14 protein-coding genes are annotated in these 13,832 nt (G+C 67.6%); 7 read left to right on the top strand and 7 right to left on the bottom strand.

Features of this window, described 5'->3' with window-relative positions:
• Positions 1-39: 39 nt before the first annotated feature.
• The 6 genes from ACP7AI_RS13880 to ACP7AI_RS13905 form a co-directional block, all read right to left on the bottom strand.
• Positions 40-360: a YbjQ family protein gene (locus tag ACP7AI_RS13880; RefSeq protein ID WP_426168473.1), complete on the bottom strand. Its 321-nt coding sequence runs from the start codon at positions 358-360 to the stop codon at positions 40-42.
• Between the two features lie 16 nt (positions 361-376).
• The gene (locus ACP7AI_RS13885) at positions 377-1,168 is read right to left on the bottom strand and encodes an FAD binding domain-containing protein (protein WP_426168476.1); all 792 of its coding nucleotides are present in this window, start codon (positions 1,166-1,168) and stop codon (positions 377-379) included.
• Complete coding sequence (locus ACP7AI_RS13890; protein WP_426168479.1) at positions 1,161-1,640, bottom strand: (2Fe-2S)-binding protein; 480 nt, start codon at positions 1,638-1,640, stop codon at positions 1,161-1,163. The genes ACP7AI_RS13885 and ACP7AI_RS13890 overlap by 8 nt, the downstream gene beginning before the upstream one ends.
• 84 nt (positions 1,641-1,724) lie before the next feature.
• Positions 1,725-2,357 (bottom strand): glutathione S-transferase family protein, encoded by a 633-nt coding sequence (locus ACP7AI_RS13895; protein WP_426168481.1) that lies wholly within the window; start codon positions 2,355-2,357, stop codon positions 1,725-1,727.
• 19 nt (positions 2,358-2,376) lie between these two features.
• Complete coding sequence (locus ACP7AI_RS13900) at positions 2,377-2,619, bottom strand: DUF2312 domain-containing protein (protein WP_426168483.1); 243 nt, start codon at positions 2,617-2,619, stop codon at positions 2,377-2,379.
• A 79-nt stretch (positions 2,620-2,698) separates the two neighbouring features.
• Positions 2,699-3,496: a LytTR family transcriptional regulator DNA-binding domain-containing protein gene (locus ACP7AI_RS13905; RefSeq protein ID WP_426168485.1), complete on the bottom strand. Its 798-nt coding sequence runs from the start codon at positions 3,494-3,496 to the stop codon at positions 2,699-2,701.
• Between the two features lie 124 nt (positions 3,497-3,620).
• On the opposite strand from ACP7AI_RS13905, the gene ACP7AI_RS13910 reads away from it, so the two are divergent.
• Positions 3,621-4,118 carry a DUF2306 domain-containing protein gene (locus ACP7AI_RS13910; protein WP_426168487.1) on the top strand — a complete coding sequence of 166 codons (498 nt, stop codon included), beginning with the start codon at positions 3,621-3,623 and terminating at the stop codon, positions 4,116-4,118.
• On the opposite strand, the gene ACP7AI_RS13915 is transcribed toward ACP7AI_RS13910, so the two are convergent.
• On the bottom strand, positions 4,115-4,441 hold the full coding sequence (locus tag ACP7AI_RS13915) for a DUF1244 domain-containing protein (RefSeq protein ID WP_426168490.1): 327 nt from the start codon (positions 4,439-4,441) through the stop codon (positions 4,115-4,117). The genes ACP7AI_RS13910 and ACP7AI_RS13915 overlap by 4 nt on opposite strands.
• A 74-nt stretch (positions 4,442-4,515) precedes the next feature.
• Here ACP7AI_RS13915 and pyk point away from each other — a divergent pair, with 74 nt between their 5' ends.
• The 6 genes from pyk to ACP7AI_RS13945 all read left to right on the top strand — a co-directional run bounded on the left by pyk (position 4,516) and on the right by ACP7AI_RS13945 (position 13,778).
• Positions 4,516-5,967, top strand: coding sequence for a pyruvate kinase (pyk, locus tag ACP7AI_RS13920; RefSeq protein WP_426168492.1), 1,452 nt, complete (start codon positions 4,516-4,518; stop codon positions 5,965-5,967).
• 54 nt (positions 5,968-6,021) lie between these two features.
• Positions 6,022-7,254 (top strand): class I SAM-dependent methyltransferase, encoded by a 1,233-nt coding sequence (locus ACP7AI_RS13925; protein WP_426168495.1) that lies wholly within the window; start codon positions 6,022-6,024, stop codon positions 7,252-7,254.
• Positions 7,254-8,132 (top strand): hypothetical protein, encoded by an 879-nt coding sequence (locus tag ACP7AI_RS13930; protein ID WP_426168498.1) that lies wholly within the window; start codon positions 7,254-7,256, stop codon positions 8,130-8,132. Before ACP7AI_RS13925 ends, ACP7AI_RS13930 begins: the two co-directional genes overlap by 1 nt.
• A 10-nt stretch (positions 8,133-8,142) precedes the next feature.
• A complete protein-coding gene (locus ACP7AI_RS13935) occupies positions 8,143-9,675 on the top strand; it encodes a S10 family peptidase (RefSeq protein WP_426168501.1) in 1,533 nt (510 codons plus the stop codon).
• Positions 9,676-9,795: 120 nt separating this feature from the next.
• Complete coding sequence (locus ACP7AI_RS13940) at positions 9,796-12,531, top strand: TonB-dependent receptor (RefSeq protein WP_426168504.1); 2,736 nt, start codon at positions 9,796-9,798, stop codon at positions 12,529-12,531.
• A gap of 2 nt (positions 12,532-12,533) precedes the next feature.
• On the top strand, positions 12,534-13,778 hold the full coding sequence (locus tag ACP7AI_RS13945) for a metallophosphoesterase (protein ID WP_426168507.1): 1,245 nt from the start codon (positions 12,534-12,536) through the stop codon (positions 13,776-13,778).
• Positions 13,779-13,832 lie beyond the last annotated feature (54 nt).

Consider the following 13,832-nt stretch of genomic DNA (forward strand, 5'->3'; position numbering starts at 1 on the left):
GCGAGAGGCTCTAGGCCAGGCCATGGCCGAAAGGCAAGATCAGGCCAGCTTCACCGCGGTACCGGTCGCCACCACCATCATCATCGAATCGCTGGCGCCGATGGCTTCGTAATCGAGCGCGATGCCGACGATGGCATCGGCGCCGAGCCGCTGCGCCTCCTCGATCAGTTCCGACAGCGCCTGGTCGCGGCCGCCGCGCAGGACATTTTCATAGGCGCCCGAACGCCCGCCGACGATGTCGCGGATGCCGGCGAACAGGTCGCGGAAGATGTTGGCACCCATCACCGCCTCACCCGAGACGAGCCCGAGATATTGGGCGATCGGGCGGCCTTCGATGCTGCTGGTCGTCGTCGTGATCACGCGGGCGTCTCCTTAGCTATGCTGCCTTGACCGCATCGGCGAGCATGACGCCCGCCAGATGGGCGCGATATTCGGCGCCGGCATGGATGTCGGAATTGAGATCGGCGGGATCAAGGGTCAGGCCGGCGACCGCCGCGGCGCTGAAATCCGCCGCCAGCGCCGCCTCGGCCGCGGGCCAGCGGAAGGCGCCGGGACCGGCACCGGTGACGCCGACACGGACGGTATCGGCAAAGCGCGCGACATAGACGCCGACGACGGCATAGCGCGACGCCGGGTGGCGGAACTTGGCATAGGCCGAGGCCAGCGGCACGCGGAAGCCGACGCGGGTGACGATCTCGCCGTCGGCGAGCGCCGTTGCGAACATGCCCTGGAAATAATCGTCGGCGGCATGGGAGCCGCGATCGGTATCGACGATGGCATCGAGCGCCAGCAGCGCCGCGGGATAATCGGCGGCGGGGTCGTTGTTGGCGATGACACCGCCCAAGGTGCCGCGGTTGCGGACCTGGGGGTCGCCGATGAGTTTCGCCATGCCGGTGAGGCCGGGGATCTTTGCCGCGACAGTGGCGTCGGCGGCGACGGTGGCATGGGTGGTCATCGCGCCGATCCACAGGCGGTCGCCATCGGAACTGATGCCGGTCAGCCCGGCGACGCCGGCGAGATCGACGAGCGTGTCGGGCATGCGCAGCCGCGACTTGATGGCGGGCAGCAACGTGTGGCCGCCAGCGATGAAGGCGGCCTCACCACCGCCGCTGAAGGCCGTGGCGGCATCGGCGAGCGATGCGGGGCGAGCGTATTCGAAATCACGCATGCGCTGTCTCCCCCATGGCGCGAGCGCCCGCCTGAATCGCCTTGATGATGTTCATGTAACCGGTGCAGCGGCAGAGATTGCCCTCGAGATCATGGGCGATCGTCGCCGCATCGACGTCGGGGCCGTGGCGGCGGACGATCTCGATGCCGGCGATGACCATGCCGGGGGTGCAGAACCCGCACTGCAGGCCATGCGCTTCCTTGAACGCCGCCTGCATCGGGTGGAGCGTGTCACCGGTGGCCAGCCCCTCGATCGTCGTGATCGCCTTGCCGTCGACCTGCACCGCGAGGATCGTGCAGCTTTTGACCGATTGGCCGTCGATGAGGACGTTGCAGGCGCCGCATTGGCTGGTGTCGCAGCCGATATGGGTGCCGGTCAGCGCCAGCTCGTCGCGCAGCAACTCGACCAGCAGGGTCGCCGGCGCGACCTCGCGGGTTTGGGCGGTGCCGTTGATCGTCAATCGCGTCTGCATGGCGGCTCCCCGAGGTGTTGGTGCTTCTTAGCGCGGGTGAATGGCGGCGACTACTCCCCTCCCTGCAGGGAGGGGAGGAGACGATCAGCTCACCGCTCTCAACGCCGCCGACTGTTCGGCGAGGCAGCGGCTGCCGAGATCCGACGCCTTGGCGCGCGCCCACCAGGCGGCAAGGCCGGGGCGGTCGGCGACCAGTTGCCCGGTGCCCAGGGATTTGTTGAAGACGTCGAGGAAGAAGAACAGCGGGATCAGCGTGGCGTCGGCGACGGTGAAGGCATCGCCGACCACGAATTCATCGCCGGCGTCGCGGTAATGCTCGATATAGCCGAGCGCATCGCCAAGGCCGGCGAGGGCTGCCGGCACGCCTTCGGGATTGGCGGCGCGGCGGAAGATGCCGGTCAGGCTCGGCACCAGATAGATGTCGGCGATGCGGACGATCAGCCGCATGCGGGCGGCGGCCTGCAGGTCGTCGGGCGCCAGCGCGGGGCCGCTCAGCTTCCTGTCGAGGTAATCGGTGATCGGCTGGCTTTCGGGCAGCGCGAAATCGCCGTCGACGAGCAGCGGCATCTTGGCGATGGGCGACAGCGCGCGATAGGCGTCGGACTTGATGCCGCCGTCGAAATCCTCGGGCTCGAGCTCATGCCCCTTGGCGCGGGCGGCGAGCACCGGGCGCATGACGAAGGGTGACAGCTTGCTGCCGTAGATGTGCATCGTCATCGCGCCGCTCCCCCGTTGATCAATCCACCAGGCCCAGCGCCGTCTTGTAGGTGTCGAGCAGCGCTTCGGCCTCCTGGCGGGCCTGGGCTTCCATCTTGCGCAGCCGCACGATGGCTTTCATCGTCTTGGTGTCGAAGCCGGTGCCCTTGGCCTCGGCATAGACGTCCTTGATGTCGTCGGCGATGCCCTTCTTCTCTTCTTCCAGCGTCTCGATCCGCTCGATGAACAGGCGCAGTTGCTCGGCGGAAACATTCTCGTTCATGGGGGCTCCGTGGCTGGCGGGGCTGCCGATCGGCCACCCCCTTGGTCAGCGCCGTTAGTGGACGGGCGCGTCCCGCATTTCAAGCCGTGTCGCGCGGCCGCGCCAGCCAGCCGCGCGCCCGCGCCGCCGCGACGAACGAGGCACTCACCGGCGTCGTGGTGCCATCGGCGAGCACCAGCCGCCAGCGCCGGCCGTCGCGTACCGCGCCGGTCACCGCCGCCGCCGCCACCCAGGTGCTGCGATGCACCTGCTCGCCATCCAGGGCCGCCAGTTCGCGCAGCGCGTCGCCGAAGCGATACAGCACCAGCGACGTGCGGCCATCGGCCAGCCGCAAGCGCAGGTAATGATCCTCGGCCACCACGACGCGGACCTGGCGCAGATCGGGCAGGCCGGCGCGCGCGGCGAGACTGCCGGGCGCCGGCACGGCTGCGGGGAGAGACGCCTGGCCACCGGTCGGCACGTCCGGTGCGCGCCGCAGCGCGACGGCGATCCCGGCGCCGATGGCCAGCGATACCGCCATTGCCGACACGAAGGTCGGCGCCCAGGCGACCGTCACCGCCATGCCGACGAGGCGAAAGGCGAGGCCGAGCTCCAGCGGCAGCGTGGCGTTGAGCAGGATGGCGCCGGCGACGACCATCAGGACGGCCGCCTGCCAGCCCGGCCCGGCCCGGCCGGCGACGTGGCGATACCAGAGCTGCCATTTCGCGATGTTGACGCCGATCAGCAGGGCCCAGAACAGCGCCCGTTCTGCCACCGGCAGCGCGGCGGTGCCGAACGGCGTCGCGACGACGCACAGCAGCACGGCGACAAGCCCGATCGAGAGCGGGGGGCGGGCGGCGATAGCCGGCAGCCGGTTCGCGGCAACTCGCAAATTCACGAAGCGTCGATCCTGCCTTCGGTCACGTTCACGAAATTCCCGACAAGCTAGGCGAAAACGCGCTTGAGGCAAGACCCGGGCCCCGGCGAAACGACCCGACAAGGTCGCAACCCCGGGGAGATCCATGTTCGCCAATCTGACACCGATGCTCTGGCTGCACTTCGTCGCCGCAGCCCTGGCGCTGTCCATCGGCGTCGCGCAGCTTGTCCTGCCAAAGGGCGGCACCCGCCACCGCCAGATCGGCTGGGCCTATGCGGCGGCGATGCTGGCGGTCAATATCGGCGCGCTGACCACCTATCGCCTCGGCTTCGGCATCTTCCATGTCCTGGCCTTTGTCAGCCTGTATTCGCTGGCAATGGGCCTGTGGGCGATGCGCCGCTGGCGCCAGACCGGCGCGGCATCATGGCTGCGGCGCCACCGCATCGACATGGGCTTCAGCTATCTCGGGCTGGTGATGGCCGGGGTCTCGCAGTTCGCCATCAATCCGCGCTTCGGCCTCGCCGCCGCGATGCCGCCGCTGCTGTACTGGGGCCTGTTCGCGGCGATCAACATCGTCATGTACGCGATCGGCAACTGGCTGATCTTCCGCAACGCCGGGGCGGTGCCGGCGCCGACCCGCTAAAGCCCCGCCGCCTTGTTGCGTTCCAGCGATCCGGCCATGCGCGCCAGCTGCTTCGGCGTCGCTTCGGTCTGGTGCTGTTTCTTCCAATCGGACTGGTGCATGCCATAAACATGACTGCGGGCGTCGGCGTGCTCCAGCGGCACGCCGGCCTCGGTCGCCGCCTCGTGCAGCCAGTCGCCGAGGCAGTTGCGGCAGAAGCCGCCGATGCCCATCAGGTCGACATTCTGCACATCGGTGCGGGCCTGCAGGTGGTGGACCAGGCGCCGGAATGCGGCGGCCTGGATGCGATCGCGCGTCGCTTCGTCGACAAAGGCATCTGACATGTCGTTCTCCAATGGCAAAGGCCGGTCGGGGCGGCTATGGGGCGCTTCGCCGACCAACGACCGGGAAACAGTTGATGAGCCGACATCTCGAACCGCGCGGCCGCCGGGTCAAGGTGCTTGCCACGCTGGGGCCGGCATCGAACACCGAAAGCGCCATCGCCGCGCTGCTCGCCGCCGGCGCCGATGCCTTTCGCGTCAACATGAGCCACGGCACCCAGGCCGAAAAGGCCGCGCTGATCGCCGCCATTCGCGCGGTCGAGAAAAGCGCCGGCAAGCCGCTGACCATCCTCGCCGACCTGCAGGGGCCGAAACTGCGCGTCGGCCGATTTGCCGATGGCGGCGTCGAGCTGGTCAACGGCGCCGCGTTCCGGCTCGATCGCCACGCGGCGCCGGGCGATGCCACGCGCGTCGGCCTGCCCCACAAGGAATTGTTCGCGGCGCTGGCGCCCGGCGCGCGGCTGCTCGTCGACGACGGCAAGCTGGTGCTGCGGGTGACGGCGGTGGCGCCCGATGCCATCGATTGCCGGGTCGAGGTCGGCGGGCGCATCAGCGACAACAAGGGCGTCAACGTCCCCGATGTCGTGGTGCCGCTGCCGGCGCTGACGGTGAAGGACCGGCAGGACCTGGCCTTTGCGCTGGAGCACAACGTCGACTGGATCGCGCTCAGCTTCGTGCAGCGGCCCGAGGATGTCGCCGAAGCCCGCGCGCTGATCGGCGGCAAGGCGGCGCTGCTCGCCAAGATCGAGAAGCCGGCGGCGCTGGAGCGGCTGGCCGAGATCCTGGAGCTGGCCGATGCCGTCATGGTGGCGCGCGGCGACCTGGGGGTGGAGCTGCCGCCGCAGCAGGTGCCGCCGGCGCAGAAGCGCATCGTCGCCATGGCGCGATCGTTCGGCAAGCCGGTGGTGGTGGCGACGCAGATGCTCGAATCGATGATCGTGTCGCCGTCGCCGACCCGCGCCGAAGTGTCTGACGTGGCGACCGCCATCTACGACGGCGCCGATGCGGTGATGCTGTCGGCCGAAAGCGCCGCCGGCAAGTTTCCGGTCGAGGCGGTCGCGATGATGGACGCCATCGCCCGCGAGGTGGAGGCCGACCCCGGCTATTTCGCCCGGGTGCATTTCAGCGACACCGCTGCCGGCCGCACCACCGCCGATGCGATGACATCGGCCGCAGCCGCGATCAGCCGGACGATCGGCGCCAAGGCCATCGTCTGCTTCACGATCAGCGGCTCGACCGCCCGGCGCGCTGCCCGCGAACGCGCCGAGCTGCCGGTGCTGTGCCTGACGCCGCGGCTGACGACGGCGCGGCGCATGGGGCTGGTCTGGGGCGTCCATGCGGTGGTGACGCGCGATGTCGCCGGGTTCGAGGAGATGGTCGAAAAGGCCAAGCGCAGTGCGCTGCGCACCAAGATCGGCCGCGGCGGCGACCCGCTGGTGCTGATCGCCGGGGTCCCGTTCTCCACGCCGGGGACGACGAACGTGGTGCATGTGGTGCGGCTGACAGGGCAGGAACTGGTGGGTTACTGAACGCCCCTACCGAAAGACTAGGCGGCGGCGGCAGGGCGCGATAGGTAGCGACGCATGTTCCTGCTCGACCGCTTGTTCACCAAGATGATCCGCGACGGCGAATTGACCGTTATCGACCACAAGGGCAACCGACACGTCTATGGCAAGCCCAACGCGGCCAAGCCGCCGGTGACGGTGCGCTTCACCGATGCCGCGAGCGCGCGGGCGGTGGCCATCAACCCGGCGATGGGCGCCGGCGAAGGCTATATGGACGGCCGCATGGTCATCGAGCAGGGCGATGTGCGGCAGCTGGTCGATCTCGTCACCTGGAACCTTCGCTGGCAGCGCGACAATCCGGTGCGGTTCGCGCTGTGGCGCCAGGCCAGCATCGCGGCGAAGCTCGACCAGATCAATTTCGCGCGGCGGTCGAAGCGCAATGTCGCGCATCATTACGACCTCGACGACCGGCTGTACGACCTGTTCCTCGATCCGCACCGGCAATACAGCTGCGCCTATTTTGGGGATGGCGCCGACATCGGCCTCGATGCGGCGCAGGAGGCCAAGCTGGCGCATATCGCCGCCAAGCTCGACCTGAAACCCGGCCAGCGCGTGCTCGACATCGGCTGCGGCTGGGGCGGCATGGCGCGCTATCTCCACAAGGTGTCGGGGGCCGAGGTTCTGGGCGTCACCCTGTCGGAAGAGCAGCTGAAATATGCGCAAGGCAAGGCCGCGGCGATGGGCATCGCCGACAAGGTCAAGTTCGAGCTGATCGACTATCGCGCCCTGCCCGCGCAGCACGCCGGCAGCTTCGACCGGATCGTGTCGGTCGGCATGTTCGAACATGTCGGCCTGCCGCATTTCAACCAGTTCTTCCAGACCGTCGAGGCGCTGCTGAAGCCCGATGGCGTCGCGCTGATCCATTCGATCGCGCGTGCCGACGGCCCCGGCGCCACCGACCCCTGGACGGCGAAATACATCTTCCCCGGCGGCTATTCGCCGGCGCTGTCGCAGATCGTGCCGGCGGTCGAGAAAGCCTGGCTGTGGATCACCGACATCGAGGTGCTGCGGCTGCACTATGCCCATACCATCCGCCACTGGTACGACCACTGCGAGGCGAAAAAGGCCGAGATCGTCGCGCTTTACGACGAGCGTTTCTACCGGATGTGGATGTTCTACCTTGCCGCGGCGATGTCGGCGTTCAACAATGACGGCCATATGAACGTCCAGATCCAGCTGACCAAGCGCCGCGACACGCTGCCGATCCGCCGCGACTACATGGCGGCGGTCGAGGCCGGGCTGACCGCCTGATGCGCGTCCCCGACAGCGCGCTCGACGAGCTGCGCGAGACGGGCTTTGTGCGGGTACCGGGGTTCATTCCGGCGGACGTGCTCGCCGCCGCCCGCGACGCGCTGTGGACGGTGTTTCCGACGCCGGCCGACTATTTCGCCGATCCCGCCGCCCAGGCGCGCATGGCCAAGAGCCAGTTCGCCGGCATCAAGCTGTTCCCGTACAACAATCCGGCGCTCGACGCGCTGCCGGTGCTGCCCGATCTCGTCGATGCAGCGGAACGGTTTCTCGGCGGCACCGACATCGACCTGTACAAGATCGAGCTCTGGGCGAAATACGCCGGCGCGATCGATTACGACCAGCCGCACCACCGCGATTACGGCAACCACACGCTGGTGGTGCCGCACCCCGATCGGCCGCAGCTGACGACGATCATGCTGCTGTCGGATGTCGACGAGGGTTGCGCGCCGACCTGCGCGGTGCCGCTACAGGTGAGCGCCCGCCTGCCGACGACGCCGCAGATCCTCGCGCCGGGTGCGCTGGTGGAGCATGAGATCGCACTGACCGGGGCGGCGGGCACGCTGATCCTCTATCGCACCGATGTCTTTCATCGCGGCACCGACTTCGCCGCGCCGGATGCCTCGCGCTTCATCATCATGACCGATTTCAAGCGGCGCGGCTGGCAATGGACCGGCAAGATCGCCTGGCCCGACCAGGCGATCCGCCCGGGCTGGACCACCGCGCTGGCGGCGATGAGCGTGCGCCAGCGCGACCTGTTCGGCTTTCCGCCGCCGGGCAGCGAATATTGGACGCCGGAAACCCTGGCCGGTACCGCGGCGCGCTATCCGGCGATGGACATGACGCCTTATGCCCCTTGCCCGGCGGAGACGAAACGTTAAGGCTGGGGGCATGAACCTTCGCCCGACGCTCGCCGCCCTGCTCCTCCTCAATGCGCTGCCGGCCTATGCCCAGGATGCCGACAAGCCCGACAAGCCGCGGGCGGACAAGTCCGACGAGGCCATCCCGCCGCCCAACCGCTCCGTAACGCGGCACAGCGGCAGCTTCGGCGGGGTCAAGGTCGGCTATACCGCCACCACCGGCGAGACGTATTTGCGCGACAAGGACGGCAAGCCGACCGCGGCGATCTTTTCGACAAGCTATGTCAAGGATGGCGCCGACCCCCGGCGGCCGGTGACGTTCCTCTACAACGGCGGCCCCGGCTCCGGCTCGGTCTGGCTGCACATGGGCGCGTTCGGGCCGAAGCGGGTGCGGATTGCCGATGCCAAGGACGACGGCGCGCCGCCCTATCCGATCGTCGACAACCCCGACAGCCTGCTCGATGTCACCGATATCGTCTTCATCGATCCGGTCGGCACCGGTTTCTCGCACGCGCTCGGCAAGACCGATCCCAAGACCTTCTGGGGCGTCACCGCCGATGCCAAGTCGATCAACGATTTCATCCGGCTGTGGCTCAACGAGAACAAGCGCTGGAACGCGCCCAAGTTCATCGGCGGCGAAAGCTATGGCACCACCCGCTCGGCGGCGCTGATCAACGAGTTGACCGGAGCGTACAACGATGTCGCGGTCAACGGCGTCATCCTCATCTCGACGATCCTCGATTTCGGCGCCGAGGCCGTATCGGAAGGCAACGAGATGCAATATGTCGTCACCCTGCCGTCGATGGCGGCGGTGGCCTGGTATCACAAGGCGCTGCCGCAGGCGGCGTCAGGTCAGGCGGGCGCGCTTGAGCCGTTCCTCGATGAAGCCCGGGCCTTTGCCCGCGGGCCGTACATCACCGCGCTGCTCAAGGGGAACGCGCTGACGGCGGAGGAGCGCGCCACCGTGCGCCGCCAGCTGGCGGGCTTCACCGGGCTCAGCGAGGCCTATCTCGACCGCGCCAATCTGCGGGTCAGCCCCGACCGTTTCTACAAGGAGCTGCTGCGCGATCGCGGCACGACCGTCGGCCGGCTCGACGCGCGTTATCTCGGCATCGACTACGACAATGCCGGCGAAGGACCCGACAACGACCCGAGCTTCTATGGCATCGATGCCAGCTACACCGCCGCCATCAACAGCTGGGCGCGCGACGGGCTCGGCTACAAGACCGACCGGCAATATGTCACCATCGGCAGCGTCGGCCCCTGGGACTGGAAACTCGGCACCGGTCGCGACGGCACCACCTATGTCAATGTCGCGCCCTATCTGTCGAAGGCGCTGCGCGAGAACAGCGGCATGAAGATCTTCGTCGGCCAGGGCTATTACGACTTTGCGACGCCTTTCTTCGGCGCCGAACAGTCGCTGACCCGTCCGGGCTTTCCGGCCGGCCGCGTCGAGTTCGAATATTACCAGGCCGGACACATGATGTACGTCCACGATGCCGACCTGACCAAGCTGTCGCGCGATATCCGCGGCTTCATCCGGCGGCAATCGCCGAACGGCTGACAGCGTGGCCGGCGGACCGGCATTATAACATTTCCGTCACGTTTCTGACGCCGGGCCGTCATCCCCGCGCCATAGCAGCGCCCCCAGCACCGCGATGGGTCGCGGCCGGGGACATTTCAGATGACGAGCCTTTCCAATCGACGCCGCCATGGCGTTCGCGCCGTGCTGCTTGCCGGCATCGCGCTGCACGCCGGCGTCGCCAACGCGGCCGAGATCGCTGCCATCGAGGCCGCCGAAGCCGACGAGATCATCGTCACCGCCAGCCGGCCGATCGCCGAATCGGAAAGCGCGGCGCTCGCCATCCAGAAGAATTCCGATTCGCTGATCAGCGTCGCGGCCTCGGATTCGGTGGGTCGCCTGCCCGACCAGAACATCGCCCAGGCCGCCGGCCGCCTGCCGGGCGTCGCCGTCCAGCGCGACCAGGGCCAGGCACGCTACCTGTCGCTGCGCGGCGCGCCGATCAACTGGACGACATTGTCGTTCGACGGGGTCAACGTCATCAGCCCCGAAGGCCGCGACTCGCGCTATGACAGCATCCCGTCGGCGATCGCGTCGCAGATCATCGTGCGGAAAGCGGTGACGCCCGACCTGACCGGCGAGACGGTCGCCGGGCAGATCGACATCCGCACCCGCTCGGCGCTCGACTACAAGGGCTTCCATGTCGCGGGGAAGGCCGGCGGCGGCCTCGTCGAGCTCGGCAGCCGCGAGGAGTTCGAAGGCTCGCTGGTCGTCGCCAACCGGTGGAACACCGGCGCCGGCGATATCGGCGTCCTCGTCTCGGGGTCATACTACCAGCGCAACATGCTGACCGACAATTTCGAGACCGATTGGGAAACGGTGAGCCAGGACCAGCAGCCCGGCAACGCCGACCGCATCTGGGCCCGCGAAACCGAGAACAAGCTCTATCGGCTGACGCGCAAGAACTACAGCGTGTCGGGCCGGCTCGACTGGGAGCCGTCGGCCGGCAACCGCATCTTCCTGTCGTCGATCTACACCGCCTTCACCGACGACGAGAACCGCGACAACTACATCTTCGATCTCGACGACCGGCAGAGCGACAACAACCGCGGCGCGGCGCCGTGCACGATCACCGCCAACCCGCGCCCGGCGAACACCGGCTATGCCGATGTCTGCATCGGCAACACGCCGTTCACCGGCACCGTCTATGGCGTCGACATCAACCAGCGCGCCACGCTGCGCGCCTTTCGCCAGAGCATCTTCACCAACACGCTGGGCGGCGACCACAAATGGGGCGACGGCTGGAAGCTCGGCTGGCGGCTCAACTATTCGCGGTCGAGGGACGACCGCTCGGTGACCGGCGAGGCGCGGTTCGACAGCCCGTCGACGCGCAACCTGCGGCCGACCGTGGCCTATGATTTCACCGATCCGCAGCTGGCCCGGCTGCAGCTGTTCCGCACCATCACCAACAGCAACCCGACGAGCTACCAGGCCGGGGCGGCGGTACGGAATATCGACGATTTCGCCCGGCCGCTCAGTTCGCTGACCGCGCTCGACGCCGTCGACACCACCAACGCCTATACCGCCAAGTTCCAGCTGTCGAAGGACACGGACCTGTTCGGCGGCGACACCACCATCGCCATCGGCGGCCAGTTCGACCAGCGCACCAAGGAAGCCATCGAAAAGCAGCTGGTCGTCAACACAGCGGCGCAATTCGCCGCTGCCGGTATTCCGACGACGTTCAGCCCCGGCTGGTCGCTCGAAGGCCCGTTCCGCGGCAAGATCCCGCTGTCCTACGACTTCCGCTATTTCAGCACCGAAAAGATGGAGCAGTACGTCAAGGCGGCGGAGGGCATCGCCGCCTACACGCCCGTCGACGCCAATTACTACAAGGTCCGCGAGCAGGTCTTCGCCGGCTATGCGATGGCGACGACACGCTTCGACTGGGGCAGCATCCTGGGCGGCGCGCGGGTCGAGCATGTCAGAAACCGCGGCACCGCCTTTGCCACCATCAACGGCGCGACCACGCTGCTGACCGTCGACAGTGCCAGCACGCTGGTCTTCCCCAGCCTCCACCTGAACTACAATGTCGACGACACCAAGAAGCTGCGGCTGTCGTTCAACAGCGGCGCCTCGCGCGCCGATTACGACCAGCTGCGCCCCAACCTCGTGATCAACGACCCCAACCAGACGATTTCGGGCGGCAATCCCTTTGCTAAGCCGGAACGCGCCTATGGCGTCGACGCCTATTTCGAATGGTACACCCAGCCGCAGGGTTATGTGTCGATCGGCGTCTTCTACAAAAAGGTGAAGGACGTGCTGTTCGACGACAGCCGCACGGTCGGCAACAATGCGCTCGACAGCGGCGGCATCGACCGGTCGCAGTATACGCTGAGCACGCTGGTCAACGGCGGCAGCGGCCATCTCTATGGCCTGGAGGCGGCGTTCCAGCAGCAGCTCGAACCCTATACCAAACAGCTCGGCCTGCCGGCGTGGATGGGGGGTTTCGGCGTCACCACCAACCTGACGCTCAACCGCAGCGAGGCGACGACGCCATTGGGCGGCAAGGTCAGCCTGCCCGGCACGTCGGATACGGTGTTCAACGTCGGCGGCTATTATGAAAAATACGGCCTGTCGCTGCGCCTGCAATACCAGGTCCGCACCAACTGGCTCGATACGCTGGGCGCCGCGGCCGATGGCGGCGACCAGTTCTGGGCGACCGACAACGAGCTCGACTTTTCGGCGCGCTATGCCGTGACGCCGAATTTCGAGGTCTATTTCGACGCCTCGAACCTGATCAACCAGCCGGGCCGCCGCTATGTCCGCGACAGCCGCTACACGATCGAATGGGAACGCTTTGGCCGTCGCTATACCGGCGGCGTGCGGGTAAACTTCTGATGATGAAGACGCTGGCTCCCTTTGCCGCCGCCCTGCTGCTCGCCGGCTGCGCCACGACGCGGCCGACAGCCACGGCGGGCATCGGCTTCCTGGCCTTTGGCGACCATGGCTACAGCCTCGACTATCTCGACCCCGAGGACCTGGCACCGCGGACCGAGGCGCAATATGTCGCCGCGGCGCGGGCCAAATGGCTGAAGGAAAAGCGCCCGGTTGCCGAATTCACGCCGGGCACCATCGCCACGGTCGGCGGCGTGCCGGTCGCCGCGAGCGGCATGATGCCGGTGGCGAAGGCGATGACCGCCTGGTGTAGGACTGCCACCTGCCAGTTCGGCGTGATGCTGGGCGACAACATCTACCCCGACGGGCCGACCCTCGGCGCCGACGGCCGCGACGATGCCAAGCGGTTCCAGGACATTTTCGTCGCGCCCTATGGCGATTTCGGCTGGGGCCAGCCGGATTTCCGGCTTTATGCCGTGCTCGGCAACCATGACTGGCATATCTCGCGGGAAGCCGCGTTGAGCGAAGTCGCCTTCCTCGAAAAGACCCGGCCCTTCTACATGGACGGCATCAGCTATGCGGTGCAGCCGCCGGCGGCAGCGGGCGAGGTCGAGGTGTTCGCGCTCGACACCCATGTGCTGCTGGCCGGCGAAAAGGTGCTCGACGACAAGCTGGCCGACGACGGCAGCGAGGTCGCCACGACGACATATGACGCGTCGGAACCCTGGACGGTGCCGGCGACTCCGGCCGAACGCGCGATGGTGGCTGACCTCGAAAAGCGACTGAAGGCGTCGACGGCGAAGTGGAAGATCGTCATCGGCCATCACCCGCTCTGGTCGTCGGCGGGCGGCAAGTTCCAGCAGTCGCGGTCGCTGCGGGCGGCGCTGCTGCCGGTGTTGTGTCGCAACGCCGACCTGTATTTCGCCGGGCACGAGCATACGCTGGAGCTGGCCACCGACGATTGCAGCACGGCGGTGCCGGGCGCAAAGCTGCCGCCGATGCCGGCGATCGTCACCGGCGCGGCGGGCAAGCAGCGGCCGCTCAACACGGCGTTCATGGGGCATCAGGCGCGGGGTAATCCGCAGTACCACCCGATCTTTGCGCGCGGGATGGTGTGGGGTTTTGCGCATGTGCAGTTGCAGGGGGATGTTGCGGCGGTGACGCTGGTGACGACGCCGGCGGATGGCAGCGGGCGTACCGAGGTGGTGGCGCGGCATGCGTTCCAGCGGCGGTCGGGGGTGTTGCGGTAACCTGTCATCCCGGCGCAGGCCGGGACCCATGGCCCACCGGCTCTGTCGATGACA

The sequence above is a fragment of the Sandarakinorhabdus sp. DWP1-3-1 genome, assembly GCF_049896705.1.
Classification (GTDB): Bacteria; Pseudomonadota; Alphaproteobacteria; order Sphingomonadales; family Sphingomonadaceae; genus Sandarakinorhabdus.